This is a genomic window from Micromonospora sp. DT68 (assembly GCF_049847245.1).
GTDB lineage: Bacteria > Actinomycetota > Actinomycetes > Mycobacteriales > Micromonosporaceae > Micromonospora > Micromonospora profundi.
The window spans coordinates 38,638-62,945 of record NZ_JBNCNZ010000015.1 but is presented as its reverse complement, the minus strand read 5'-3'; the positions used below and the strand labels follow the sequence as shown (position 1 = coordinate 62,945).

The following is a 24,308-nucleotide window of genomic DNA, read 5'->3' as shown; positions in this document are numbered from 1 at the left end:
CGATGCCGACGGACGGCGGCACCGGTGCCGTGAGCATTCCGGAAGCATTCGACCAGGTCCTGCGTACGTCGCCGGAGCGGGTAGCGCTGCGCTGCGGCGCGGACGCGTTGACCTACCGGGACCTCGACGTGTGCGCACACCGGGTGGCCCGGGACCTGGTCCACCGGATCGCCCCCGAGGACCTCGTCGCGGTCTGCGCGACGGTGTCGCCCCAGGTCGTCGCAGCCCTGCTCGGCGTCCTGCGTGCCGGCGGGGCGTACCTGCCGTTGGACCCCGGGCTGCCGGATGCGCGGCTGGCAATGATGCTCGCCGACAGCGGAGTACGGCACGTCCTCGTGCGCTCGCCGGACGCGGAGCGGATCCGGCGGCTGGCCCCGCCGGGGATCGACGTGCTGGCGATCGACGACCAGTACGGCCCGACGGTCGCCGACCGGGTGGCCGGCACCCGCGACCTTCCAAAGCTGGGCGGGACGGCTCTCGCGTACGCCATGTACACCTCCGGCAGCACGGGCCGGCCGAAGGCGGTGCTCATCGAGCACGTCTCGGTCGTGGCGCTGGCACGTCACGACCGGTTGGGCATACGGCCGCAGGACGTGCTGTTGCAACTGGCGCCGCTGACCGTCGACCCGTCGGTGTTCGAGATCTGGGGCGCACTGCTCAACGGCGCCACTCTCGTACTGCCGCCCGACCCTCGTCCGAGCCTGCACCAGATCGCCGACCTGCTGGTGCGGTACGAGATCACCGTGCTGCGGTTAGCGGCACCGCTGCTGGCGATGGTCGTCGACCATCACCGCGCTGCGTTGCGCGGGCTTCGGCTTCTCGTGTCCGGCGGCGACCGGGCGTCGGTGCGGGCGGTCCGCGAGGTCCTGGCCACGGTGCCGGATTGCACGGTCGTCAACGGCTACGGACCCACCGAAGCGACCGTCTACGCCACCTGGCACCCGATGACCCGCTACGACGAGGCGTGGCCGTCGGTGCCGATCGGAACGCCGTTGTTCGGCGGTCCGGCCCTCGTGCTCGACGAGCAGCTCAGACCCGTGCCACCGGGCCAGGTGGGGGAGTTGTGCGTACAGGGGCCGGGGTTGGCGCGCGGTTATCTGCGGGACCCGGGCAAGACCGCAGCGTGTTTCGTACCGCATCCGTCGCGCCAGGGCCAACGGGTCTACCGCACCGGCGACCGGGTCCGGCTGCTCCCCGACGGAAACCTCGAATACCTCGGTCGCGGGGACGACCAGATCAAGGTGCGCGGCTACCGCGTCGAACTCGGCGAGGTGGAACGCGCGCTCGACGACCACCCGTCGGTTCGTGAGGCCGCGGTGGTCATGGTGTCGGCAGTCCCCGCCGGCCGCCTCACCGCGTTCGTCGTGCCGGTGCCGGGGGCGCACCTCGCCCCGGCCGAGGTGCGGGCCCGACTCGCAGCCGTCCTGCCCGGCCACATGGTCCCGTCGGCGGTGACCGTCGTCGGGGCGCTGCCCCGCACGGCCAACGGCAAGACCGACCGGCAACGGCTCGCCGCCCTCGGCGCGGTGCCCGCTGCCGGCGTTCCGAGCGGCGATGCCGAGATGACCGGAGCGCAGCGGATGATCGGCGCCATCTGGGCGCGTGTCCTGGGCCAGCAGGTGGTCGGGGCCGACGACACCCTCCTCGGTCTCGGCGGCGACTCGCTCGCGGCACTGGAGATCCTGGCCCACCTCCGGCGTGAGTGTGGTGTGTCGCTGTCCCTCGCGGACCTCATGGAGGGCTCCACCGTCCGCGACGTGGCACGCCGCGTCGCGCAGGGCAGCGGCTCGCCGACCACCCGCCTGGCACCAGGTGCGAGCGTGCGGGTGCCCTTGTTGCCGAGCCAGGAGGGCGTCTGGTTCGAGGATCGGCTGGCCGGCGCGGGCCGGTACAACATCGGCCGGACCTTCGTCGTCCGCGGCACACTCGACGAGCCCGGCCTGCGGCGTGCCATCCGCGCGCTCGCCGACCGCCAGCAGGCCGTGAGGACCGTCATCGCGCATGACGCGGACGGGCTGTGGCAGGTCAGCGCCGCCGACGGCGGCCCCGCCGTCACCCTTAGCGACCTGCGGCACCTGCCGTTCGACGAGGCGCGACAGGCAGCACAGACCCGGATCGACGCCGCCGCCGCGCGCCAGGTCGAGCTGGGCGAGCCCCTCGTCCGCATCGAGGTGCTCCGCCTCGCCGACGACAAGTGGATGGTCGACGTCAACCTCCACCACCTCGTCGCGGACGACTGGTCGTGCGGCATCTTCTTCCTCGAGCTGGCCACGCTCTACGAGAACCGGGAGCACCTCGACGAATCCCCGCTGCCACCGTTGGAGTTCCAGTTCGCCGACCACGTACGCCGCGAGCGCCGCCGACAGGCCGAGCGACGCGCGGAGGTCGCCGAGACACTGCGCCGCCGGTTCGCCGGTTACCCGGGGCCGTTCGAACTGCCCACCGACCTGGCGAGGCCCGCAGCGCCGACCGGAAACGGTGACCTGGTCCGCCTCGAACTCGACGCCGAGCTGACCGCCGCTGCCGCCGCCGCTGCCCGACAGCACGGCGTGAGCCGGTTCATGCTCGCGCTCGCCGCCGTCCACGTCGTCCTGTCCCGCTACGCCGAGCGGGACGACCTCGCCCTCGGAGTGCCCGTCGCCGGCCGGGATGTCCCGGGCAGCGACCGCCTCATCGGCTACTTCGTCACCATGTCGCTCGCCCGCATCAACCCTCCGCCGGACGCCACGGTCGCCGATCTGTTGCGGCACGTTCGTGAGGTCTGCCTGGAGCTGTACGGGCAGGAGGGCGTGCCGACGCACACCGTTGCCGAGGACGTCGGCCTCGGCGGTGCGCCGCTGTTCCAAGCGGTCGTCAACTACCAGCAGCGGTCGAGCGGCACGCTACGGCTGGGTGCCGCCCAGGTCACCGCCGTGCCGCCACCGCCCCGAAGGACCGCCAAGTTCGACCTGTCCTTCGGCTTTCGGGAACTCGGTGACCGGGTCGCCGTCGAGGTCGAGTTCAACACGGACCTGTTCCGCGCCGACACCGTCCGGCAACTCGGCGAGCACCTGTCGAACGCGCTCCGGTGGCTGAGCGCGCACCCGACCGACCCCCTCCGGCAGGCGCGACTCGCCGGACCAACCGAGTTCGCGGCGCTTGCCGTCGGCGGCCAGGTGCCCGCCGTCGACGCCGCCCCGGGCCCGCTGCACGAGTTGGTGCGCGCCCAGGCCCGCCGAGGGCCGGACCGGATCGCCGTGGTGGGCGACCAGGAGACGCTGACCTACCGGGAGCTGGACGAGCGCAGCGACCGCGTCGCGGCGGGACTGCGCGCGGCAGGGCTGCGCCCCGGCTCGTACGTCGCGGTCTGCCTGGAGCGGTCGCCGGAGCTGTTGGTCGCCCTGCTCGCTGTCCTGAAGGCCGGTGCGGCCTACGTCCCGCTGGACCCGTCGCATCCGCGCGACCGGTTGACACGGATGATTGTCGACGCGCAGGTGGCCCTCGTCCTTTCCGGAAAGGGCCTCGTCGAGCAGCTCTTCGGTGCCGAACCCCTCGGCGCCCCCACTGTCGACATCCGGCAGTTGCAGGAGTTCGCCGGCCCGGACGCCAGCCCGCTTCCTACCGGCGTGGGCGACGCCGACACCCCCGCCTACGTCATCTACACCTCGGGCAGCACCGGCCGCCCGAGGGGAGTGGTCGTCACACACGCGGCAGTGGTCAACACCCTGTACGGCAACCTGCGGCGGCATCCGTTCCGGCCCGACGACATCTGGCTGCAGACGACCTCGCCCGGCTTCGACGTCGCCGCGTACGAGCAGTTCATGCCGCTGCTCTGCGGTGCCACCCTGGTCTACTGCTCCGACGAGCACCGCGCCGACCGGGGCGCCTTCACCCGGTTCGTCGCGCGCAACGGCATCACGGTCCTCGTCTGCGTACCCTCCTTTCTCCGGGCGCTGGCGCGTCCCAACCTGCCGTCGCTACGGATCCTCCTGGTGGCGGGTGAACCCGCCGACGAGCGCGACACACGCCACTACTCCGCCACCACCGTGGTGATCAACGGCTACGGCCCGACGGAGGCGGCGATCCTGGCCACCACCCACCAGGTGCTTCCCGACGATCTTCGGACCCGGGTTCCGATCGGGCGACCGCTGCCCGGAACGTCGGCCTTCGTGCTCGACCGGTTCGGCCAGCTCGCCGCCGTCGGGGTGCCGGGGGAGCTGTGCTTGGGCGGCGCGGGTCTGGCCGTCGGCTACTGGAACGACCCGGCGGCGACGGAAGCCCGGTTCGGCGTCGTTCCTGCCGTCGGCGGTCAGCGGCTCTACCGCACGGGGGATCGGGTGCGCTGGCTGCCCGACGGCAATCTGGACTTCCTCGGGCGCCTCGACGACCAGGTGAAGCTGCGTGGCTTCCGGATCGAACCGGCCGAGATCGAGACGGTGCTCGCCAGCCACCCGGACGTCGCCGAGGCCGCCGTGGTGCTGGCCGGCGAAGGAGACGACGCCGAACTCGTGGCCTTCGTCGTCGGACAGGTCGCCTCCGACACGCTGCGCGCCTTCGTGGCGCGCAGGCTTCCCCGCTACATGATCCCGGCGGCGTTCATGGCCGTGCCACAGATTCCGACGAACGGCAACGGCAAGACCGACCGCAGGGAACTCGCCCGCCGTGCCGCAGAGCGCACCGACCGACCCGGCGGGGAACAGCACCGGGCCGCCGCTGAGGGGCCGATGCCGGCCGTCCCGACCCTGTCCACGACGGCGCGCGTGGTCGCCGCCCTCTGGCGCGAGATCCTGCACACCGAGGTGAGATCGCTCGACGACGACTTCTTCGACGTCGGCGGGCACTCGCTGCGCCTGATCCGACTGCTCACCCGGATCGAGGAGGTCACCGGCGTCTCCATCGACATCAGGGATTTCCTCGCAGAGCCCACGGTCGGTGCCGTGGTCAGCCGGATCGAGGGCCGCCGGGAGGGGGTAGCCGTCGCGAGCGCCCAGGCGGTGCCGGAGGAGTCAGCCCTGCTCGACCCCTCGTGGCGCTTCCGGGGCACCCCTGCCGTACCTCCGCGGAACGTGCTGCTCACCGGCGCCACCGGACTGGTCGGGATGTTCGTTCTCGCGGAACTGCTCCGGCACACCGACGCCGAGGTGCGCTGTCTGGTCCGAGCCACCTCGCAACGGGAGGGCAGACGGCGGCTCCAGGAGGTCGCCGACCGGTACCTGGTCGCCCTGGACGTCGCGAATCCACGACTCACGGTGGACGTCGGGAACCTCGCGGCGCCTGCCCTGGGCGCGACCGCGGCTACCTGGGAGGCGCTCACGGACGTCGACGCCATCGTGCACGCCGGCGCACGGGTACACCACCTGTCACCGTATTCGGTGAACGCGCCCACAAACGTGCGTGGGACCGCCGAACTCCTCCGCCTGCTCGATGCGGGGCGCGCGAAGCGTCTGCACCACCTCTCGACGACCGCGGTGTTCGCCGACGGCCCTGCACGCCAGGTCGACGAGTGGTCCTCCACAGCCGACGAGCGGCACTCGCCCGCACGCGGGTACTCGGCGAGCAAGTGGGCGGCCGAGCGCCTGATCGCCAGGGCGTCCACACAGGGCGCCGAGTCGGTGGTGTACCGGCTGGGTCGGGTTTTCGGCGACACCGTCCACGGTGCCGTCAACGTCGACGACATGTTCTGCCGCCTGCTGCTTACCGCCAGGCGGTTGGGGTGCTATCCGACCGGCGCTGCGGCCCGCGCCGACCTGCTGCCCGTGGACGTCGCCGCGCGGGCGGTGGTCAGCGGGGTGCTTGACGACGCACCGATGCCGGTGCAGCACCTCCACCAGCGCTACGGCGTCGACCTCGGTGCCTTCATGGCGGTCCATGACCGGATGTTCGGCACGACGTCGTCCGCGGTGCCGCTAAGCGTGTGGGTCGACCGGATCCGTGCGGCTGCGGCTGGTGGCACCGAGTTGCCCGCCCTGCCCTATCTGCACCATCTGGGCGACGACGGCGTTCGAGGCGGGGCGCGACTCGACAGCGACGCCACCGTGCGGGACCTCAACCGTCGCGGCGTCACCCTGCCTGCCTTCGGCCCGGACCTGATCGAGAAGTGCTGGGGGTACCTGCACGGCCAGGGACATCTTCAGGACGAAGGAGTGGAATGACCCCTGTCCAGCCTGACGCGACCGCTGCGGTCGCCGAATCGGCCGACCATCCGACGTACCCGATGAGCCGTGGCTGCCCGTTCGACCCGCCACCGGCTGCCAGCGCGCTCCGCGCGGTCGGCCCCCGACGCGTCACGATCTGGGACGGCAGCCACCCGTGGCTCTTCACCCGGTATGACGACGTACGCGTGGTGCTCTCCGACCCCCGGTTCAGTGCCGACAAGTCACGGCCCGGCTTTCCGCTGTCCAGTGGCGTGGCGGCGGCGGAGGTGAATGTCGGCGCCACGATGCTCGTCATGGACGGGCAGGAGCACGCCGCCAACCGGCGGATGCTGATGCCCGAGTTCACCGTCCGACGCAGCGAGGAACGTCGCGCACAGATCACCCGAGTGGTCGACGGCCACCTTGACGCGCTGATCTCCGCCGGGAGTCCGAGCGACTTCGTCGCGACGGTGGCGCTGCCCACCGCGTTGTCGGTGATCTGTGAGCTGCTCGGCGTGCCGCACGAGGACGCGGAGTTCGTCCGGAGCCGCACGGCCACCATGGGTATGGTGGGCTTGACGCTGGCGGAGGCCACCGCGGCACGCGGCGAGATCTTCGACTACCTTGTCGCGCTCATCGGCGAGCGTGACCGGCGACCACGGGAAGACCTGATCAGCCGGTTGACGGCGCGGCACGTGCGCAGCGGGTCCGTGACCCGCGAGGTGCTCGCGGCGATGGCGTTGCTGGTGCTGACGGCGGGCCACGACACCGCCGCGAACATGATGTCCCTCGGTGTTCTCGCCTTGACGCAGCATCCCGAGCAGTTCGCGTACCTCCGTCGCGACCAGACACCGGCGACCGTGTCGCGGGTGACTGATGAACTGCTGCGCTACCTCACTGTGGTGCAGCGCGGCATCCGGCGGATCGCCACCACGGACGTGGAGGTCAACGGACACCGGGTCCGTGCCGGTGAGGGCGTCATCGCCGCAATCGACGTGGCGAACCGGGACGGTGACCATTTCCTTCAGGGTGACGAACTCGACGTCACCGCGCCGGCCCGTCACCATCTCGCCTTCGGGTACGGCAGCCACCAGTGCATCGGGCAGGCGCTGGCCCGAATCGAGTTGGAGGCGGTGTATGGCGGCGTCGCCCGGCGCACGCCGGGGCTGCGGCTCGCGACACCGCTGGAGGCCGTCCGGTTCAAATCAGACATGGCCGTGTACGGCGTGCACGAGTTGTTGGTGACGTGGTGAACCGACTCTGTCCCCGGAGGTTGTGGAGATGCGGGTAAGTGTGGATGCCGGCGCGTGCGTCGGAGCAGGTCTCTGTGTGCTGACGGCTCCCGAGGTCTTCGACCAGGATCCGGAGGACGGCATCGCGACCGTACGTGCCCAGGACCTCTCCGCCGACTCGGTGGAGGCTGTGCGGGAGGCGAGGTCCGTCTGCCCGGTGGAGGCGATCGAGTTGCGGGAGGAGTGACGGGACGAGCTGGCGCTACATGTTCCGTAGCGTGTAGGGGGCCGACGCGTATTCGCCGCCCTGCACGTCGTCCCCCTCGGCTGGGTCGTCGCCGTATCCGTGCCGCGCGGCGTTGTCGACGGGCCGGTAGCCGATCGCCGCCCATCCGGCGTCGTCCCAGAATCGCTTGGCGTTGTCCGAGACCGCGTACAGGGTGCGGAAGCCCGGATCGGGCGCGGTCAGGGAGGCCAGGATGAAACCGGTACAGTCGCGTGGGCTGAGCCAGGTCGCCGCGTGGCGCGGCTCGGTCGGGGCCGACTCCATACTGCCGATGCGCAGGCAGACCACCTGTGTGTCGAACTTGTCGTGGTACAGACGACCGAGCGCCTCGATCCCCGCCTTGCTGACGCCGTAGAGGCCGTCGGGACGCACCGGCCAGTCCGGGTGCACCAACTCGTCAGCCGGATAGAAGCCGGTGATCCGGTTGCTGCTGGCCAGCACGACGCGACGCAGGCGATGTCGACGAGCGGCCTCCAGCACGTGGTACGTGCCAAGCACGTTGACGTTCAGCAGATCGGCCAGTGGGGCCTCGTCGGCGATACCGCCGAGGTGCACCACGCAGTCGACGTCCTCCAGAGCCGCGACGACGGCGTCCGGATCGCGTAGGTCGACAATCCGTGCCGTCTCGGTGGGGCCCGCGTCGGAGATCGGCTGCTCGTCGAGGAGGACGAGCCGGTCAGCGTGCTCGGCCAGAACCGGGCGAACCACCGTTCCGATAGCGCCGGCCGCGCCTGTCAACGCGACTGTCCCCAGGGTCCTGGCCATGGATCCATCCTGTCAGGTTGGTGCCGGCGGGGCCGCCGACTCCCGGCGGTGTCGCGGGAGGTGTGGCCGGTGGAGCCGACTGTTGGCTGTCGGCGGCCTCACTTGTCAACAGCGTGATGCAGGCGACGATGCCGACCTTGAGCCGAGACTCCAGACCGAGCTTCGCCATGATCTCGGTGACATGGTGTTTGACGGTGCGTTCGGAGATCGTGAGATTACGGGCCACCTCGGCGTTCGCCATCCCGCACCCGAGGGCGTAGAAGACGTCCTTCTCCCGCTCGGTCAAGAGGTTGAGCCTGCTCGTCGCCTCTTCGAGGACGGTCGTGACTGTCAATCTGTACTCGGTCAGAACCAATGGAACCCCCGTGATTCAGATGCGACTGTGGGTCAGAGCCGTGCCACCTGTGCCGAACTCACCGGGTCACGTCGGCGAGAGCGGTCACCAGTCTCTCGACATCGGCTGGGGTGGTCCCGCGGCCCATGGAGATCCGAAGGAAGTCGTCGGCGCCCCGGTCGAGCGCGAACAACGGCGTGTGCGCACCGTGACCCACCCAGGCCCTGATGCCCTGCTCCGCAAGGCGGGCGTAGATGTCGGCGACCGGCAGCCGCTCGCTTGTCACCGAGACGATTCCCGACCTCCGGCTGGCCTGACCGAGCCGGGTGAGGCCCGGCATGGCGGAGACCTCCCTCTCCAGTACCGCGAAAAGGTCCCGCGATCGCTGGGCTTCCACCGGATCGAGGGCACGGTGCTCCTCGACGGCAACGCCCAGCCCCGCCCACACGGCGATGTTCCGTTCGGCCAGCTCGAAGCTCGACGCGTCGCTGATCAGCGCCTTCGTGTCCAGTGCTGCCGAGACCGTCATGGCGTGCACGTCCAGCACGGCCGGCGAGGCGACGGCGCGGTACTTGTCGGAGATGTGCGCGAAGCCGGTGCCCCGGGGGCCACACAGGAACTTGCGGCCCGCGCCGGTGTAGACGTCCGATCCGATCGACGCCACGTCGACATCGACGTTGCCGACCGCCTGGCACCCGTCGACCACGAACAGCGCGCGGGATCCCCGGACGATCGCGCCGATCCCGGCGACGTCGACCACCACCCCGCAGCAGGAGGGCAGGTGTGACACCGAGACGAGGGCGACGTCGTCGTTGAGATGCTTCGCGATCCAGTCGAGGTCGACGTCGCCCTGCGGGGTGCACGGCATGACGACGATGTCGATGCCGACACGTCGGCGCAGCTCGGCGAGGTGGAACAGGTTGCCGACGTAGTCGTACTCCGACACCCAGACCACGTCGCCCGCGGCCAGCGGAAGGTTTCCCACAAGGGTCGTCCAGGCACGGGTCGCGTTGTCGAAGAGGGCGACACCGGACGGCTCAGCGCCGAGCAGGCCGGCGAGACCGGCACGTGCCGCCGCGACAAGCCCTTCGCCGTGTGCCGCCTCAGCCTCGTAGGGACCCGAGGACGCCTCAAGCTCCAGGTACTGTCGGATGGCGTCGGTCACCGCCGGTGACGGTACGCCGGCACCGGCGACGTTGAAATGCAGCGGATCGGCCCCGGCGGTTGACGACACGGCGTTCATCGGCTTGTCCCTTCCAGGGTGGCCGGCACCACCTCATCGCTCGTCCACAGGTGTTTCACGGAGCTCAACGCCGCCACCGAGATCATGCCGAGGGCGACGACGCCGGCCACCACCGCCCAGGAGACCCGGGCGTCGGTCGCCGCGAGGAGCGGGAGGAACAGCAGAGGGGCCGCCAGCACACCGACGTTCACACCGGCGGCGTACAGGCCGATGTTGCGAGCCTTCAGGGCGGCCGGTGAGACAGCGCTGACGTGGTCCAGCATGGCCGGGAAGACGATCATCTCGCCGACGGTCCACCAGGCGGTGCCAAGCAGCAGCATCCAGGGATTCGCCCCGAAGCCCATCAGGCCGAAACCCACGAGCGCGCAGGCGTAACCGGCCAGCAGCGTCGTGCGGCGCCGCCAGTGGTTCATGAGATGGTTGAGGCCGATCTCGCAGGTGATGACCAGCAGCGCGTTCACCGCGAAGATGGCGCTCACCCACACCGCCGGGCTGCCGAGATTTTGGATCACGTACGCGCTGATGATGGTGGGCGGCAACGCGTAGGCGAGATGGATCGGCATGATCGAGGCGAAGAAGGACCAGAACCTCACCTCACTGCCGCGCCGGTCATGGCTCGGCGCGTCGTCGACCGCCTCTGCGGCCGGGGTGACCACGCTCTGCTGGATCCCGGCGAGCTTGGCGCGGGCCAGGATGCCGGCGGCGATCAGGTAGCCGACGGCGGTGCCCCAGATCAGCAAGCTCGGAGACACGTTGAACAGCACGCCCGCGAGCACCGGGCCGATGCCCATGCCCACGTTCACCGCCAGCCGCACGGCGGCGAAGGCGAACCGCCGCTGCGAATCCGGCATGATCATCGCGACAAGCGTGTACGAGACAGGATTGATCAGCTCGTAGCAGAAGCCCCAGGCGGCAGTCACCGCTACCAGCGGCCACATGCCCGGCATCACGGCCACCACGACGACCGACACCGCGACGCCGATCATGCCGAGCACCGCGACTCTGCGCTCCGACAGCCGTCTGCTCAGCTGGCTGACGACCAGGTCGGCCACCAGCGCGCCCACGCCGAACGCGCCGATCACCAGGCCGACGCCGGCCGGAGACAGCTCTTCGCGGGTGACCGCCAGGTAGGCCCCGTAGAACGGGAAGAGCATCACCGAGCTGCGCGCCACCGCGACGGAGATGAGGAGGCCGCGGATGGGCCGAAGACTGGCGAGGTTCTCCCGAAGGGTCGGCCTCATGTGTCGAGGCCGTACACGGACTCCCGGATGTCGTCGACAGCACGATAGTCACGTTCGAGGGACGCCTCGTCGGTCGCCGTCATGAAGACCCGCAGCGGGCTGGTCAGCAGATCGCGGGTGGGGACGAGGACGTCCCCGGGCTTGCGCTTGACCGTCAGCTCCACCACCGACGGCAGCTCCCGGATCCGGCGCACCGCGTCGTCGTTGATCGAGGTGATCCGGCCGGACAGCTCGGTAGGCGTGTTGAAGACGATGGCGGGCTGCCGCCGCTGATAGACCTTGCCCCCGTACTCGTCGAGGAACCGGTCGGTGTCGGCGTACGCCAGCGCGGTGAGATCCGCCTGGTTGCCGCCGAGGCAGAGGTCGTGGAAGCCGGGGTGCATGTTGCCGTTGAGCCGTGCTCCGACCTCCACGATGGCCGGACCGTCGGCGCGCATGATGACCTCGGAGTGCGCCGGGCCGTTCTGGATCCCCAGCGCGTCGAGCACCTTCCGCGTGTACGCGATCAGCGGGCCGCACACCGGATCGTCGGCGTTCATCAGCACATCGCGGTTGTAGATCGGCTTGCCGTTGGGCAGGAGCTGCTTGTCGTAGCGCCAGACGCCGCACACATACGCGTGACCGTCCGCGCTCACCGTGTCGACGATGTACTCGGTGCCCTCCAGGTAGCTCTGGACCAGCACCTGTTGGTTGGGTATGTCGAAGATGTCCTTGGATTCGAGGATCGACCTGAAGGCGTTGCGGAGGTCGGCCTCGTCGCGGCAGACGAACACGCCGTCCGTCGACGCCGAGGAGAGGGGCTTGGTGACGCACGGCCAGTGGCCACCGGTGTTCGCCCATTCGAGGGCCTGCTCGACGTCGCTGGTAAGCGTCTGGTCGGCCGTGACGAGGCCGGCGGCACGCACCACCTCGATCATGTCGTACTTGTTGCGTCGCGCGGACGACAGCGCCGAACCGTTGGTCCGGAGGCCGAGCACCTCGCTGAGCCGGTCGGCGAGAGGAACGCCGGGCTCCTGACCCGCCACCACGAACAGCGGCGAGATCTTCTCCAGATCCTTTACCGCTGTCTCTTCGTTGTCGTACACGAGAAAGTCTTCGTAGCTGTCCCGTGCGGGCGCCAGCATGCTCGGCATTAGCTCCGGGGTGCTCTGCAGGTGGAATACCGCGACGCCGAGGCGACGAAAGGCGCTGGGGAGGAAGTTACCCGTGCTGTAGGCATCCACCAACACACCTGTAGGACGTTTCACCGCTGATTCCCCTCGACTAATTTCGGCGTCCCAAAGGCCGAACAACAGGTTCGCGCACGTGGGCAGGCGTAGTGATCGGCCTCGGTGGTGATACTTCCACGGCCCCCGGGATCGGCGCGCCCCAAGATATCGCTATGGGGATAGACATCGTCTATTGTCGTACCGTGGTCATGACGCTCCAGTCCGTGCGCGCCTTCGTGGCCGTGGCGGGACAGGGATCCTTCGGTGAGGCGGCCCGCCTGTTGCAGGTGAGCCAACCGACCGTGAGCGCCGCTGTCGCCCGGCTGGAAGCCCACGCCGGCACCAAGCTGTTCCAGCGCGAGCTGGGTGGGGTGTCACTGACCGAGCGGGGGCTGCGGGTCCTGTCCCGGGCCGAGCAACTCGTGCACGTCGCCGACGAGCTGGAAGGCATTCTGCTCGACGACGAACCCCACGGCCTCACCCTCGGGTTCATGGGGGAGGCCGCCTCGTCGGTGACCGGGCAGATCGTCCGGATCGCCCAGCAGCGTCTCGGTCGCCCGGTCGAGCTGCGGCGGTTCGACTTCGACGACCCCAGTTGCGGGCTCGCCTCGGACACGACTGACCTGGCGATCATCTGGCCGCCACTCACGGCCGAGGACCTGGAACAACTGGTCGTGACCACGGATCGGCGAGCGATCGCCCTGCCGGTCACCGACCCGCTGGCCGGCCGTGAGGAGGTGCGGCCGGACGAGCTCGGCGACCGCCACTGGGTCGTGCCGCGCTCACCGGACGCGGCCTGGAACGCCTTCCGGCATCCCCAGATCCTCGATGTGACCCCGCTCGGAACGGTCAGCTCCGGGTCGCTGGAGGAGACCCTCGAACTCGTGTCGGCCGGCGCCGGCGTCGCGTTGCTCTCGGAGAGCACGGAGCAGCACTACGCGCGGGCGGGCGTCGTGATCGTGCCGCTGGCGGGAGACCTCCAGTGCACAGCGGCGCTGGCCTGGAAGCGACCCAACGAGCGACCCGTCGTCGCCGACATCGTCGCCGACATCCGTGCGATGAAACTGCCGCGGCGCTGATTGTGCCGGCTCCCACGGAATCCGATCGCCGACGATCGGCATAGGGTCGGGTACGGCGTTGACAGGACCACCGGAAGTGGGCAAAGCTTCGTCTATTGGCTCGACCGGCAAGCGCGTCACTCAACGGCCGGTGTGCCCGTGCCGACGGGTGGATCGGTGCGGCGGAGTGGCGGCGGCGGGAGTTGCGACTCCCCGGTGACCGGGTGGCCCCTACCGGCCCGACGGCGACGATTTGGCATTCAGTGCGGTCAATGTGGACGCCTGTGCGCCGGCACGCCTGGTCGACTGCCACCGCAGCACGTCCAGCTCGCGTCGAAGGCCGCGACCATCGGAGGCAGCAATGCACAAGAGACAGTTGACGTCGTTCATCGGCGTGGAATACACCGATCTGACCTACCGGGACCTTGAGCGCGGCGCGGTCTTCGACGATCTCACGGCCAGCCTGCACGACTCTGAGCTGGTGGTCGTCCGTGGCCTCGACCTCACCCCGCAGCAGCAGATCGCGCTGGCCTCACGACTCGGTGACCCGGTGCCGTTCATGCTGGCCGAGTACCGGCACCCGGAGTTCGCGCAGATCCTCGTCTCGTCGAACGAGGTGAAGGGGAACCGGCCGGTCGGCATCCCCCGGGTCGGCAACTTCTGGCACCAGGATTCGTCCTTCGCCCAGGACCCCGCTCCCTACACGATGCTGCACGGTGTCCGAGTGCCCGCAACCAGCGGCCACACCCTCTTCGCCAGCGCATTCGACGTGTACGACCGTCTGCCCACCGACTGGAAGCAGTTGCTGGAGGGTCGGACCGGCCGGCACACGCTCACCAAGCAGCAGCGGATCGGCGCCGAGCACGTCGGGCTCTCGATCGCGGAGATGAAGGCCCTCGTTGCGGTGCAGTACCCGGCGGTGGAGCACCCCGTGGTCCGTACCGACCCGCACACCGGCCGCCGATATCTCTACGCGAGCCGGGAGTACATGGACTCCGTTGTCGGGTTCGACGCCAACCAGAACGAGGCGTTCTTCGACCTCGTCGACGCCCTGGTGCAGGACCCCGACCACGTGTACGTCCACCGGTGGACACCGAACGACCTCCTGATCTGGCGGACCGCGACGACCTACCACGTCGCCACGGAGGTGGAGCCCGGGGTGTCCCGGACCGTGCATCGCGTCAGCATCGCGGCCGGCGCCAAAACGCCCCGGCCGGTCGGAGCTGAGGGCGCCGAGCGCAGCTCGGAGGCGATGGTATGAGCATGCCGGCGGGCGGCACCGGGTTGTTCGCCGTCGTGGACGGCTACTCCGCCGGGAGGTTCCTCCCGGCAGCGTTCGCCCGTGCCGGAGCGGCCGTCCTGCACGTTCAGAGCACACCCCGGTGGCTCACCTGCACGCCGGCTCCCGACCTGAGCCCATACGTCGGCAACATCGTGCACGACGGCGTGGAGCGCACCGCCGCGCGGCTCGCCGAGATGGGCGTCGCCGGGATCATCGCCGGGCAGGAGAGCGGCGTACCGGTCGCCGACCAGCTCGCGGAACGACTTGGTCTCGCCGGCAACGGCACCCGGCTGTCCCTGGCCCGACGCGACAAGTTCCACATGACCGAGGCACTGCGCGCTGCGGGCATCCGGTGCGCGCGACAGTGGAAGTCCGACGATGCCGCGCAACTCGCCGCCCTGGCGACGGCCGACGGGTCCTTCCCGTACGTGGTGAAGCCGCTGAGTTCGGCGTCGAGCGACGGGGTCGCCATCTGCCGAACCGCCGACCAGGTCAGGGCTGCTGCGACCCGGATCCTCGGCACGACCAACCTCTTCGAGCAGCCCAATGCCGAGGTGCTCATGCAGTCGTACCTCGACGGCGTCGAATACATCGTGGACGTCGTGCTACACGACGGCGTACGGCACGTGTGCGGGATCTGGCGGTACGACAAGCCGCTGCGCGACGGCCGCCGGCTCTACGACAAGGACGTCCTGCTCGCGCCGGACCAGGCGCCGGTGGCTGATCTGATCCGCTACGTGGACACCGTCCTGCCCGCGCTCGACATCCGGCACGGTGCCGCGCACGCGGAGGTCATCATGACCGCGGACGGCCCGGCGCTGGTGGAGGTGGGTGCGCGTCTCAACGGCAACATGGACCCCGAGTTCCACGATCTGTGCCTCGGCGGCAACCAGGCCGACCTCACCGCGCTCTCCTTCGTGCGGCCCGACGAGTTCGTCCGGCTCCACGGCGGGACCGTGTACCAGCGGCGGCGCGCGGCCCTGGTCTACAACGCCGAGACGAGCGCGACCGGCACGGTCGAGGCGGTCGACGAGGAGGTCCTGGCGAGCATCGCGGCACTGCCAACGGTCCGCCTGGTGGTGCCCAAACTACGCCCCGGTGATCGGATGCTCCCCACGGTGGACCTGCTCACCAGCACCCTTCGGGTGTACTTCGCAGGCGACTCCGACGCCGACGTGCTCGCCGACTACCGGCGGGTCGTCGCCATGAGGAACGCGGTGTACCGGCTCACCGATCCTGTCCCACACGCCTCGCTGAGCGGCGCGCGGTGAGCGTCACCATCCGCGCCGACCTGGCCGCGCTCCCGCCGTACGTCATTCCCCGGCAACCGCCGGGTGCCGTCCTGCTCAACAGCAACGAGTCGCCGGTCGCCCCACCCGACGCGGTCGTCACCGCAGTGGCTGCTGCCGCCGCCGCGATGCACCGCTACCCCGACTGGACGTCGTCGGAGTTGGTCGACCGGTTGTCGCACTCGCTGACGGTGGACCCGTCCCGCATCGCGGTCGGCTGCGGATCGGTGAGCCTGTGCCAGCAACTGCTTCAGGCGGTCTGCGGGCCCGGTGACGAAGTGGTGCACGCGTGGCGGTCCTTCGAGGCGTACCCCGTCCTCGCCCGGATCGTCGGGGCGACGTCGGTCGCCGTTCCGCTCGACGCCGACCAACGACACGACCTGACCGCGATGCTCGCGGCGATCACGCCGGCCACCCGCGTCGTGTTCGTCTGCAACCCCAACAACCCGACCGGTACGGCGGTCTCGCGCGACGCCCTCCGCGACTTCCTGCACGCCGTACCTCCGGATGTCCTCGTCGTGATCGACGAGGCGTACCGGGAGTTCGGCACCGACCCGGACCTGCCCGACGGCCTGGAGTTCGCGGCGACCCACGACAACGTGGCAGTGCTACGAACGTTCTCGAAGGCGCACCGCCTGGCCGGCGTCCGCATCGGGTACTGCGTGGCAGCGCCGCTGGTGGCGGAAGGGGTGCGCAAGGTGGGCATTCCGTTCGGAGTCAGCCGGCTGGCCGAGGCGGCGGCGATCGCGGCACTCGACAACGAGGACGCGATCCGTGTTCTGTGCCGGGAGACCACGCGGGAACGGACGCGGGTGTCGGAGGCGCTGGCGCGCCTCGGCTACGCGACGGTGCCGTCACAGGCCAACTTCCTGTGGTTGCCCCTGGGACCGAGGGCGGTCGAGTTCGGCGAGCACTGCGCGGCGGGGAAGGTGATCGTACGGGTGTTCCCGGGAGACGGCGCGCGGGTCACGATCGGCGCGCCCGAGGAGAACGACGCGTTCCTGCGGGCGACCGAGGGCTTCCGGCCGTAGCGGCTGAGCCCGTCAGTGTCGGGGCAGGAACATCGCCCCCGGATTGAACAGCCCGTGCGGGTCGAAGGTCTCCTTGAGCTGGTGGTGCACCCGCAGGCCGACATCGCCCAACTCCCGCGCCAGCCATTCGCGCTTGATCCGCCCGACGCCATGTTCTCCGGTGATGGTCCCACCCAGCGCCAGGCCGAGTTCGAGGATGCGGTCGAACGCCTGCCGCGCTCGGTCGGACTCACCGGGGACCGTGGGGTCGAACATGATGGTGGGATGCATGTTGCCGTCGGCGGCATGTCCCACTACCGCCACCGGCAGGCCGAGTTCCGTGCCGATCCGGGCGCAGCCGCTGATCAGGTCGGCGATTCGTGTCCGGGGCACGGCCACGTCCTCGGTGAGACAGTGGCCCTGGCTCTCGAGCGCGGTCAGCGACACCCTGCGGGCCTGCAGGAGGAGGTTGCCCTCCGCCAGATCCTGAGTCGAGTGGGTGGTCGTGGCACCGGCGTCTTGACAGATCCGTGTGATGGTCGCCAGCTCGCGCTCCGACGCCGACCCGCCCGAGTCGGACTGGCACAGCAGCAGGGCCTGGCAGCCCGGCGTACCGATCTCACACTTCAGGTACGCCTCCACGGCGCGGATCGAGATGGCATCCATGATCTCCATGAGAGAGGGGATGACGCCCGCCCGCACGACGCCGATGACTGCCTCGCCCGCCGCTTCGGTGGACTCGAACGCGGCAACAAGGGTGCCGGGTGCCTGCGGCAGCGGACGAAGCGCCACCGTGGCCTCTGTGATGATGCCCAGCGTGCCCTCGCTGCCCACGAAGAGCCGGGTCAGGTCGTACCCGGCCACCCCCTTCACGGTGCGACGGCCGGTGCGCAGCAGACTGCCGTCGGCCAACACGACCTGTAGCCCGAGGACGTGGTCCGTGGTCACGCCGTACTTCACGCAGCACAGTCCGCCGGCGTTGGTGGCCAGGTTGCCGCCGATCGTGCACCAGTCGAAGCTCGACGGGTCGGGTGGGTAGAACAATCCATGGGCTGCGGCGGCGGTGCGGAGATCCATGTTGACCACCCCCGCTTGCACGACTGCCAACCGGTTCGCCGGGTCGACCTCCAGGATGCTGTCGAGCTTCGTCATGACCAGCACGACGCAGCCGTCGATCGCGTTCGCCGCGCCGGTCAGGCCGCTGCCCGCCCCGCGCGGCACGATCGGCACGCCGGCATCGGCGCACAGCCGGACACATGCCTGGATCTTCGTGACGTCCGCGGGGAACACCACAGCCAACGGGACTCCCGACGGCGCCAGGGGCATCATGTCCCGCGCGTACGGTTGTGTGGTCTGCGGGTCCGTCACCACGGCAGCGACGCCAAGCTCAGCCCGGAGGGAATTCACGAGGGTCATTGTCACTGGGGCAGCCTATTACGCCGGCAGTGCCGAAGCCGCCGGCCGCGCGGCTCAATTCGAGTCCACAGTGGATGACTTGCCGTCGGCGGGGGGTGAGACGACCGACGGATCACCAGGGCAGGCGGAACGACAGCCCGATCAACCGACGGACCCGGGCGGCGTGCCGCCCGTACTGGCGACGCAGGAGCCAGGTCGTCACTGTGGTCATGAGCCGGGAACGCCGATCCAGGTCGGCGAGCACCTCCTCGGTGGTCGCCAGAACCCTGTCGATCTCCTCGTCGGTGCACGTCAGTGGAGGATAGAGGCGCAGAACCGGCCGGCGGATCTCCTCGCTCAGCGAGAACCCGGCGTGAATGCCCCGCATCGCAAGACCCACGGTGAGCATCAACTCCACCGCCGGATTGCGGGTGCGCAGCCCGGCCATCAGGCCGATGGCGGGCGCGTCGAGCACGTGCCGAGGGTGGCGGCGGACGATCTCGGCCAGGCCCCGCCCGAACCGCGCGCCGAGCGCGGCGGCGCGGGCGGGCAGGTCGCGCTCGCGTACCTCGATGATGGTCGCGACGGCGGCGGCGACCGCCAGCGCGGAGGAGCAACTGTCGGCGGCGAGCAGCCTGTCGTCGTACTCGGGGTGACGGCGGGCGTCCTCGACGACCTGCCCGCTCAGCGCGCACACCGCCACCGGCACGGTGCCGCCGGTGAGCGACTTCGACAGCAGCATGATGTCCGGCGTGACCCCGTCGTGGTCGACGGCGAACATCCGCCCGGTCCGCCCGAACCCGGTCTGGATCTCGTCGGCCACCAGAAGCGTGCCGGTGTCGGCGCAGGCGCGGGCGACGGTGGCAAGGTAGCCGGCCGGAGGCACGGTCAGGTAACCGCCGCCGAGGACCGGTTCGACGATCACCGCGGCGACGGATCCGTCGGCTAGCGCGGCCTCGACGGCGGCGGCGTTTCCGTACGGCAGCACGACGACCTCACCGCCGAGCGGCTCGAACTGCAGGCGTTGGTGCCGCTGGCCGAGCACCGGCATCGAGCCGAGGGTCTTGCCGTGGTAGCCGCCCTCCAGCACCACGATGCGGGGCCGCTCCGGCCGGGCCAGCCGGACCGCGCGCAGCGCCGTCTCGGTGACGTCGGCCCCGGAGCAGCCGAGCGCGAAGTGCGCCAGCCCGCTGGGCAGCACCTCACGCAGCAACAGGCACAACTCGGCGGTGGCGGGGTGGACCGCGCCGGGCGGTACGTTCGGCGCCGCGTACAGGGCGTCCAGCACGGCGGCGCGGACCCGGGGGTTGCCGTGGCCGACCAGGAACACGCCGAAGCTGCCGGCCAGGTCGAGCGCCTCCGCGCCGTCCTCCGACCAGACCCGGGTCCCGTCGGCGTGCCCCTCGATCGGGCGTCCGGAGCCCGCGAGCATCGCCGCCGCGGTGGGATTCCAGTGTCGACCGAGGGCGGCGAGCACGTCCTCGCGGGTGTCCACAGTGGTCATGACGCCACCTCCTGCGGGGTCAGGGTGGCCGTGGCGGCGGCCACCCGGTTCAGCAGTTCGTCGATGTCCGACGGGTGGGCGGTCAGCGGCGGTAGCACGCCTATCACCGCACCGGTGGGCGATCGGGTCAGTACCCGCTTCCGCGCCAGGCCCCGGTGCAGGGCAGCGGCGGTCTCCGGCGAGTCGGTGCGTACCCAGATCAGCGAGCCGTCCGCGCCGATTGCCCGCACCGGCCCTCGGTCGTCGGCGAGCCCGCCGAGGATCCGGAGGGCAACGGCCTCCACATCCCGTTGCCGGGCCGGCAGATCCTCGTCCCGGACGACGGAGAGCACGGCGGCGATCGCGGCGGCCGACAGCGGGTTCGCGCCGAAGGTGGAGCCCTGTACGGTCGGGTTGCGCCGGCCGTACACCCGGTCGTAGCGGGCCCGGCTGGTGATCATGCAACCGACCGGCACGGCGTCGGCGCCCAGTGACTCACCGAGCACCACCGCGTCGGGCCGGATGGGCAGCAGGTCGCTGGCCAGGCCCGCGCCGACCCGGGCCGGGCCGGTCACCCGCTCGTCGAGGACCAGCAGGGCGTCCGTCTCGTCGCAGGCCGTCCGGAGACGACGCCACCACGACACCGGCAGATCGGCCAGGGCACGACCGGGCCCGGCCGGCGCCAGCACGACCGCGGCGATCGAGTCGTCGACCAGGTCGACCAGGTCGGCCGCGCGGTCCGCCGACACGGTGACCGGGCTCAGCGGCGCGTCCCCGGTCAGCGCCGAGCCGACGGTGAGCGAGAGCCCGTGGCTGAGGCTGCCGTGGCCGACGCCGCGGATCCCGAGCATCCGACGCCGACGCGGGTGTGTGCCCTTGGCGAGCTTGACGGCGGCGTCGAGGGCCTCCGCGCCGCTGTTGCACAGGTACGACAGGGTGAGCGGGTCCGGTGCCAGCGCGTCGAGCGCGGTGACCGCCTCGGCCAGCGGGCGGCTGACGAACACCCGGCTGGACAACGCCACCCGCCGCAGTTGCGCCGCGATCCGGGCGGTCACCGCCGGGTGCCCGGGGCCGAACCCGCCGGTGGCCGCGTCGAGCCACTCGGTGCCGTCCGCGGCGTACAGCCGGGCACCGACCTGCCGGCGTACGACCGGGCCTGCGTCGGTCGCGCCGAGCAGGCAACCGGCGACCACCCGGGCGGGTTGTGCCGGTGTCACCGCGTGCTCCACGGCACCGGTCGCGGGGCGTGCCGGGGTCGGCCGGCGCGGACCGAGCCACGCAATGGGGGAACGGTCACGGGAACCGCCTCGCCTTCGTCCGTCGTCGGGATTTCGGTACGGCGGAATCCAGCATGCGGCGGTGCGGCGGTCGTCGTCTTCGTTCAGATTGCGGTCCTGCCCGGGCGAGGATCGCGCCCTGGGCAGGAACCGGCGGGTCAGGACTGCGGTGCGGCGTCCCGGCGAACCCGGTAGCGCAGGTGGGTCACGTACGGGGACTCGACCGTGGCGAGGCGCTCCAGCTCGATGCGCTCGTCACCCAGGTGTTCGAAGAGGCGGCGGCCCGCGCCGAGGAGCACGGGCGCGAGTTGGATGCGGATCTCGTCGACCAGGCCGGCCGCGAGGAAGTGCTGACCGACCTCCGCGCCCATCAGGCGGACGTCGCGCTCACCGGCGGCGGCGGTGGCGCGGTCGAAGGCGTCGCGGACCTCGGTGACGAAGGTGAACGTGCCGCTCTTCTCGACCCGTTCGGCGAGCGGGTCGTGGGTCAGCACGAAGCAGGGCACCGCGTAGGGGGTGTTGTTCCAGACGTTGATGCCGACGTCGAACGTGCGCCGGCCGAGCACCACCGCGCCGGTGGTCGTCGACATCTCGCGTTCGATCTCGGCGTCCACCTCGCTGGTCGAGGTGTTGAAGAGCCACTCGTGCAGGCGGAGACCGCCCTCACCCATCGGGTGTTCGACGCTCACGTTGGGGCCGGCCATGAAGCCGTCAAGCGACATCGTGACATCCAGCAGAACTCGCGCCATTCCAGCCCTTCCTGAGTGGACGCGACAGCGTCCGAGCACCGACATGTAGTGGACACCGTACACATTCATATGGTGAGGTACCAGCGTGTCACGCCGGCGTTCCGTCGGAGCGGCTTCCCGTCGATGGGATAGCGCATTTTCAAAGATGCACGGGCGCTGCGGCGGCCCCGAAGATCGGTGCGCCGGAACGGTCGGGGGTGATGGCCGTCGGCACAGGGGAGAGGGGGGTGGCGGTGTCTGTTGCGTCCCGTGTCCAGGCGCAGGCGATCCGGACGCCGTCAGCGCCTGCGTTGCGCTGGCAGGACCGGTCCGTCACGTACACCGAGTTGCGGGAGCTCGCCGCGAAGGCGGCGGCGCACCTGACCGGCGTGCCGACCGGCGGCGCTCCGGTGGCGCTGCGCGCCGACAAGTCACCGGAGACCGTGGCGGCCGTACTGGCCTGCCTCACCGTGGAGCAGCCGGTGCTCCTGCTCTCCACCGACCTCGGTCCGCAGGTCTTCGACGCGCTTGTCGCCGAGGCGGGTTGCGCGGCGGTCATCTCGGTCGACGGGGCCGACCTGCGTGTCCGGCCCGTGTCGGCGCCGCCGCAGGCGCCCGCGCTCCCGCCGGACACCTGCCTGCTGCTCACCACCTCGGGCTCCACCGGGCTGCCCAAGATCGTGCCGCTGCCCGCCGCCGGCATCGGCCGGTTCGTCGACTGGGCGGCCGCCCAGTTCGGCCTGACCGAGGGCACCCGGGTGCTCAACTACGCGCCGCTCAACTTCGATCTCTGCCTGCTGGACGTCTGGGCGACCCTGTGCCACGGCGGCGAGGTGGTGCTTGTCGACCCTGCCCGGGCGGTCCAGCCACGGTACCTGCTGAAGCTGTTCGCCGACGCGCGGCCGGAGGTCGTCCAAGCCGTACCGATGTTGTTCCGTCTTCTCACCGAGGCGAGTGACGGGCGATCGTTCCCGGAGGTTCGGCACGTCCTGCTTACCGGCGACCACACCCCACGTCGAGTCCGCGCCGGCCTGCCGTCGATGTTTCCCGGGGCGGCCCTGCACAACGTGTACGGCTGCACCGAGACCAACGACAGCTTCCTCTATACCTTCGGCCCGCAGCAGGCCGTCGAGGACGACCCGCTGCCCCTGGGCAGGCCGATCCCCGGGGTGGAGGCCGCAGTGGTCGACCACGGTGCGGTGGTGACCGGACCGGGCACCGGCGAGCTTGTCGTGGCGACGCCGTTCCAGGCCGACGGCTACCTCGGCGACGCGGCGCCCGGCGGCCGGTTCTTCCGCCGCGTCACCGACTCCGGCGAGCGGACGTGGTACCGGACCGGGGACCTGGTCCGTCGGGCCCCGGACGGCCGACTGACGTTGATCGGCCGCAACGACCTGCAGGTGAAGGTCCGCGGCGTACGGGTCAACGTCGAGGAGATCGAGCGGGTCATCCAGGCCCACGAGGGTGTGGTGGAGGCGGTCGTCGTACCGCTGCCCGACCCGGGCGCCGGCACCCGACTGCACGCCGTCGTACGCACCGTCCACAGCGGGCCGAGCGGCCTCGCCCTGCGTACACACTGCGCCGCCCGGCTCACCCGGGTGGCCATCCCCGACGCGTTCCGACTGGTGGACGAGCCGCTGCCGGTCGGGCCGACTGACAAGGTCGACCGCCACCGAGTCCGTGACCACCTGATGAGGGAGCTGTTGTGAGCCTTGCCGACGAGATAACACGGTACGTGGTGTCGGAGTACCTGCCCGGCACCGCCCCGGAGGAGCTGGACCCTTCCTACGACCTGATCGACACGGGCGTGGTGGACAGCCTGCGGCTGCTCCAGCTCATTGCCTGGCTCGGCGAGCGCTACCGGATCCCGATCGACGACATGGACATCTCCCCGGAGAACTTCCAGTCGGTCGCCGCCATGACGGCGTTCGTCATCACCGCCCGAGACCACGCTGCCATCAGCTGACCCACGAGGACTGGACTGATGATCGTTCGTACCAGGGAACGGATCGAGGCGGTGGAGTGGGGCAACGGCCTCAGCTATCGCTTCATTCTCGAGGCCGACAACATGGGCTTCACCGTGTGCCACACCGTCGTGCGCGCCGGGACGAAATCACAGCTGGCGTACCGTCGCCACCTGGAGGCCTGTTACTGCATCGGCGGCCGTGGGTGGGTGCAGACCGCCGACGGCTCCCAGAGCTGGGAGCTGCGAGCGGGCGTGCTGTACGCGCTCGACCAGCACGACGCCCACTTCCTCATCGCCGCACCGGAGAGCGACCTGGAGTTGGTCAGCATCTTCAACCCCCCACTGATCGGTCCGGAGCGGCACAACCTGGACTCCGCCGAATTCTCGGAGTACTGAGG

At 70.4% G+C, this 24,308-nt stretch carries 19 protein-coding genes; 10 read left to right on the top strand and 9 right to left on the bottom strand.

Annotation, left to right across the window (positions count from 1 at the left end; all coding sequences use genetic code 11):
• Positions 1-2: 2 nt before the first annotated feature.
• From ACPXB1_RS23825 to ACPXB1_RS23815, 3 genes are read left to right on the top strand one after another with little or no spacing between them, the layout of a single operon-like run.
• Positions 3-6,131: an amino acid adenylation domain-containing protein gene (locus ACPXB1_RS23825; protein WP_425735791.1), complete on the top strand. Its 6,129-nt coding sequence runs from the start codon at positions 3-5 to the stop codon at positions 6,129-6,131.
• Entirely contained in the window at positions 6,128-7,366 is a 1,239-nt protein-coding gene (locus tag ACPXB1_RS23820) for a cytochrome P450 (protein ID WP_053660796.1), read from the top strand. Before ACPXB1_RS23825 ends, ACPXB1_RS23820 begins: the two co-directional genes overlap by 4 nt.
• Before the next feature lie 28 nt (positions 7,367-7,394).
• Positions 7,395-7,592 carry a ferredoxin gene (locus ACPXB1_RS23815; RefSeq protein WP_053660984.1) on the top strand — a complete coding sequence of 66 codons (198 nt, stop codon included), beginning with the start codon at positions 7,395-7,397 and terminating at the stop codon, positions 7,590-7,592.
• Between the two features lie 15 nt (positions 7,593-7,607).
• Here the strand turns inward: ACPXB1_RS23815 and ACPXB1_RS23810 are convergent, their stop codons facing one another.
• The 5 genes from ACPXB1_RS23810 to ACPXB1_RS23790 form a co-directional block, all read right to left on the bottom strand.
• The gene (locus ACPXB1_RS23810; protein WP_053660794.1) at positions 7,608-8,396 is read right to left on the bottom strand and encodes an NAD-dependent epimerase/dehydratase family protein; all 789 of its coding nucleotides are present in this window, start codon (positions 8,394-8,396) and stop codon (positions 7,608-7,610) included.
• Positions 8,308-8,730, bottom strand: a complete 423-nt coding sequence (locus ACPXB1_RS23805; RefSeq protein ID WP_197281667.1) for a response regulator transcription factor — start codon at positions 8,728-8,730, stop codon at positions 8,308-8,310. The genes ACPXB1_RS23810 and ACPXB1_RS23805 overlap by 89 nt, the downstream gene beginning before the upstream one ends.
• 79 nt (positions 8,731-8,809) lie before the next feature.
• Positions 8,810-9,973, bottom strand: coding sequence for an aminotransferase class V-fold PLP-dependent enzyme (locus tag ACPXB1_RS23800; RefSeq protein WP_053660792.1), 1,164 nt, complete (start codon positions 9,971-9,973; stop codon positions 8,810-8,812).
• Complete coding sequence (locus tag ACPXB1_RS23795; protein ID WP_053660790.1) at positions 9,970-11,214, bottom strand: MFS transporter; 1,245 nt, start codon at positions 11,212-11,214, stop codon at positions 9,970-9,972. The genes ACPXB1_RS23800 and ACPXB1_RS23795 overlap by 4 nt, the downstream gene beginning before the upstream one ends.
• Entirely contained in the window at positions 11,211-12,437 is a 1,227-nt protein-coding gene (locus ACPXB1_RS23790; RefSeq protein WP_231640234.1) for an ATP-grasp domain-containing protein, read from the bottom strand. Before ACPXB1_RS23790 ends, ACPXB1_RS23795 begins: the two co-directional genes overlap by 4 nt.
• A 194-nt stretch (positions 12,438-12,631) precedes the next feature.
• On the opposite strand from ACPXB1_RS23790, the gene ACPXB1_RS23785 reads away from it, so the two are divergent.
• The 4 genes from ACPXB1_RS23785 to hisC all read left to right on the top strand — a co-directional run bounded on the left by ACPXB1_RS23785 (position 12,632) and on the right by hisC (position 17,082).
• On the top strand, positions 12,632-13,501 hold the full coding sequence (locus tag ACPXB1_RS23785) for a LysR family transcriptional regulator (RefSeq protein WP_231640233.1): 870 nt from the start codon (positions 12,632-12,634) through the stop codon (positions 13,499-13,501).
• Between the two features lie 340 nt (positions 13,502-13,841).
• Entirely contained in the window at positions 13,842-14,741 is a 900-nt protein-coding gene (locus ACPXB1_RS23780; protein WP_053660783.1) for a TauD/TfdA dioxygenase family protein, read from the top strand.
• Positions 14,738-16,033: an ATP-grasp domain-containing protein gene (locus tag ACPXB1_RS23775; RefSeq protein WP_231640232.1), complete on the top strand. Its 1,296-nt coding sequence runs from the start codon at positions 14,738-14,740 to the stop codon at positions 16,031-16,033. The genes ACPXB1_RS23780 and ACPXB1_RS23775 overlap by 4 nt, the downstream gene beginning before the upstream one ends.
• The gene (gene hisC / locus ACPXB1_RS23770) at positions 16,030-17,082 is read left to right on the top strand and encodes a histidinol-phosphate transaminase (protein WP_053660780.1); all 1,053 of its coding nucleotides are present in this window, start codon (positions 16,030-16,032) and stop codon (positions 17,080-17,082) included. Before ACPXB1_RS23775 ends, hisC begins: the two co-directional genes overlap by 4 nt.
• 12 nt (positions 17,083-17,094) lie before the next feature.
• On the opposite strand, the gene ACPXB1_RS23765 is transcribed toward hisC, so the two are convergent.
• From ACPXB1_RS23765 to ACPXB1_RS23750, 4 genes are all read right to left on the bottom strand, one after another.
• A complete protein-coding gene (locus tag ACPXB1_RS23765; protein WP_197281676.1) occupies positions 17,095-18,477 on the bottom strand; it encodes an FAD-binding oxidoreductase in 1,383 nt (460 codons plus the stop codon).
• A gap of 112 nt (positions 18,478-18,589) precedes the next feature.
• Positions 18,590-19,960, bottom strand: a complete 1,371-nt coding sequence (locus tag ACPXB1_RS23760) for an aminotransferase class III-fold pyridoxal phosphate-dependent enzyme (RefSeq protein ID WP_053660776.1) — start codon at positions 19,958-19,960, stop codon at positions 18,590-18,592.
• The gene (locus ACPXB1_RS23755; protein WP_197281666.1) at positions 19,957-21,156 is read right to left on the bottom strand and encodes an aminotransferase class III-fold pyridoxal phosphate-dependent enzyme; all 1,200 of its coding nucleotides are present in this window, start codon (positions 21,154-21,156) and stop codon (positions 19,957-19,959) included. The genes ACPXB1_RS23760 and ACPXB1_RS23755 overlap by 4 nt, the downstream gene beginning before the upstream one ends.
• Positions 21,157-21,374: 218 nt before the next feature.
• Positions 21,375-21,965 carry a dihydrofolate reductase family protein gene (locus ACPXB1_RS23750; protein ID WP_053660772.1) on the bottom strand — a complete coding sequence of 197 codons (591 nt, stop codon included), beginning with the start codon at positions 21,963-21,965 and terminating at the stop codon, positions 21,375-21,377.
• 227 nt (positions 21,966-22,192) lie between these two features.
• Between ACPXB1_RS23750 and ACPXB1_RS23745 the strand changes: the two genes are divergently transcribed.
• Genes ACPXB1_RS23745 through ACPXB1_RS23735 form a run of 3 tightly spaced genes read left to right on the top strand, consistent with a single transcriptional unit; the run spans position 22,193 to position 24,306 of the window.
• Positions 22,193-23,653: an AMP-binding protein gene (locus tag ACPXB1_RS23745; protein ID WP_197281665.1), complete on the top strand. Its 1,461-nt coding sequence runs from the start codon at positions 22,193-22,195 to the stop codon at positions 23,651-23,653.
• The gene (locus ACPXB1_RS23740) at positions 23,650-23,910 is read left to right on the top strand and encodes an acyl carrier protein (RefSeq protein ID WP_053660767.1); all 261 of its coding nucleotides are present in this window, start codon (positions 23,650-23,652) and stop codon (positions 23,908-23,910) included. Before ACPXB1_RS23745 ends, ACPXB1_RS23740 begins: the two co-directional genes overlap by 4 nt.
• Positions 23,911-23,928: 18 nt before the next feature.
• Positions 23,929-24,306, top strand: coding sequence for an ectoine synthase (locus tag ACPXB1_RS23735; RefSeq protein WP_053660765.1), 378 nt, complete (start codon positions 23,929-23,931; stop codon positions 24,304-24,306).
• The last annotated feature ends 2 nt before the right edge of the window (positions 24,307-24,308 follow it).

Coding starts and splice junctions, on each gene's coding strand:
- ACPXB1_RS23825 (WP_425735791.1), top strand. CDS start 3: ATGCCGACGGACGGCGGCACCGGTGCCGTGAGCATTCCGGAAGCATTC.
- ACPXB1_RS23765 (WP_197281676.1), bottom strand. CDS start 18,477: ATGACCCTCGTGAATTCCCTCCGGGCTGAGCTTGGCGTCGCTGCCGTG.
- ACPXB1_RS23810 (WP_053660794.1), bottom strand. CDS start 8,396: ATGGCCAGGACCCTGGGGACAGTCGCGTTGACAGGCGCGGCCGGCGCT.
- ACPXB1_RS23760 (WP_053660776.1), bottom strand. CDS start 19,960: ATGACCACTGTGGACACCCGCGAGGACGTGCTCGCCGCCCTCGGTCGA.
- ACPXB1_RS23780 (WP_053660783.1), top strand. CDS start 13,842: ATGCACAAGAGACAGTTGACGTCGTTCATCGGCGTGGAATACACCGAT.
- ACPXB1_RS23785 (WP_231640233.1), top strand. CDS start 12,632: ATGACGCTCCAGTCCGTGCGCGCCTTCGTGGCCGTGGCGGGACAGGGA.
- ACPXB1_RS23775 (WP_231640232.1), top strand. CDS start 14,738: ATGAGCATGCCGGCGGGCGGCACCGGGTTGTTCGCCGTCGTGGACGGC.
- ACPXB1_RS23820 (WP_053660796.1), top strand. CDS start 6,128: ATGACCCCTGTCCAGCCTGACGCGACCGCTGCGGTCGCCGAATCGGCC.
- ACPXB1_RS23795 (WP_053660790.1), bottom strand. CDS start 11,214: ATGAGGCCGACCCTTCGGGAGAACCTCGCCAGTCTTCGGCCCATCCGC.
- ACPXB1_RS23735 (WP_053660765.1), top strand. CDS start 23,929: ATGATCGTTCGTACCAGGGAACGGATCGAGGCGGTGGAGTGGGGCAAC.
- ACPXB1_RS23815 (WP_053660984.1), top strand. CDS start 7,395: ATGCGGGTAAGTGTGGATGCCGGCGCGTGCGTCGGAGCAGGTCTCTGT.
- ACPXB1_RS23750 (WP_053660772.1), bottom strand. CDS start 21,965: ATGGCGCGAGTTCTGCTGGATGTCACGATGTCGCTTGACGGCTTCATG.
- ACPXB1_RS23800 (WP_053660792.1), bottom strand. CDS start 9,973: ATGAACGCCGTGTCGTCAACCGCCGGGGCCGATCCGCTGCATTTCAAC.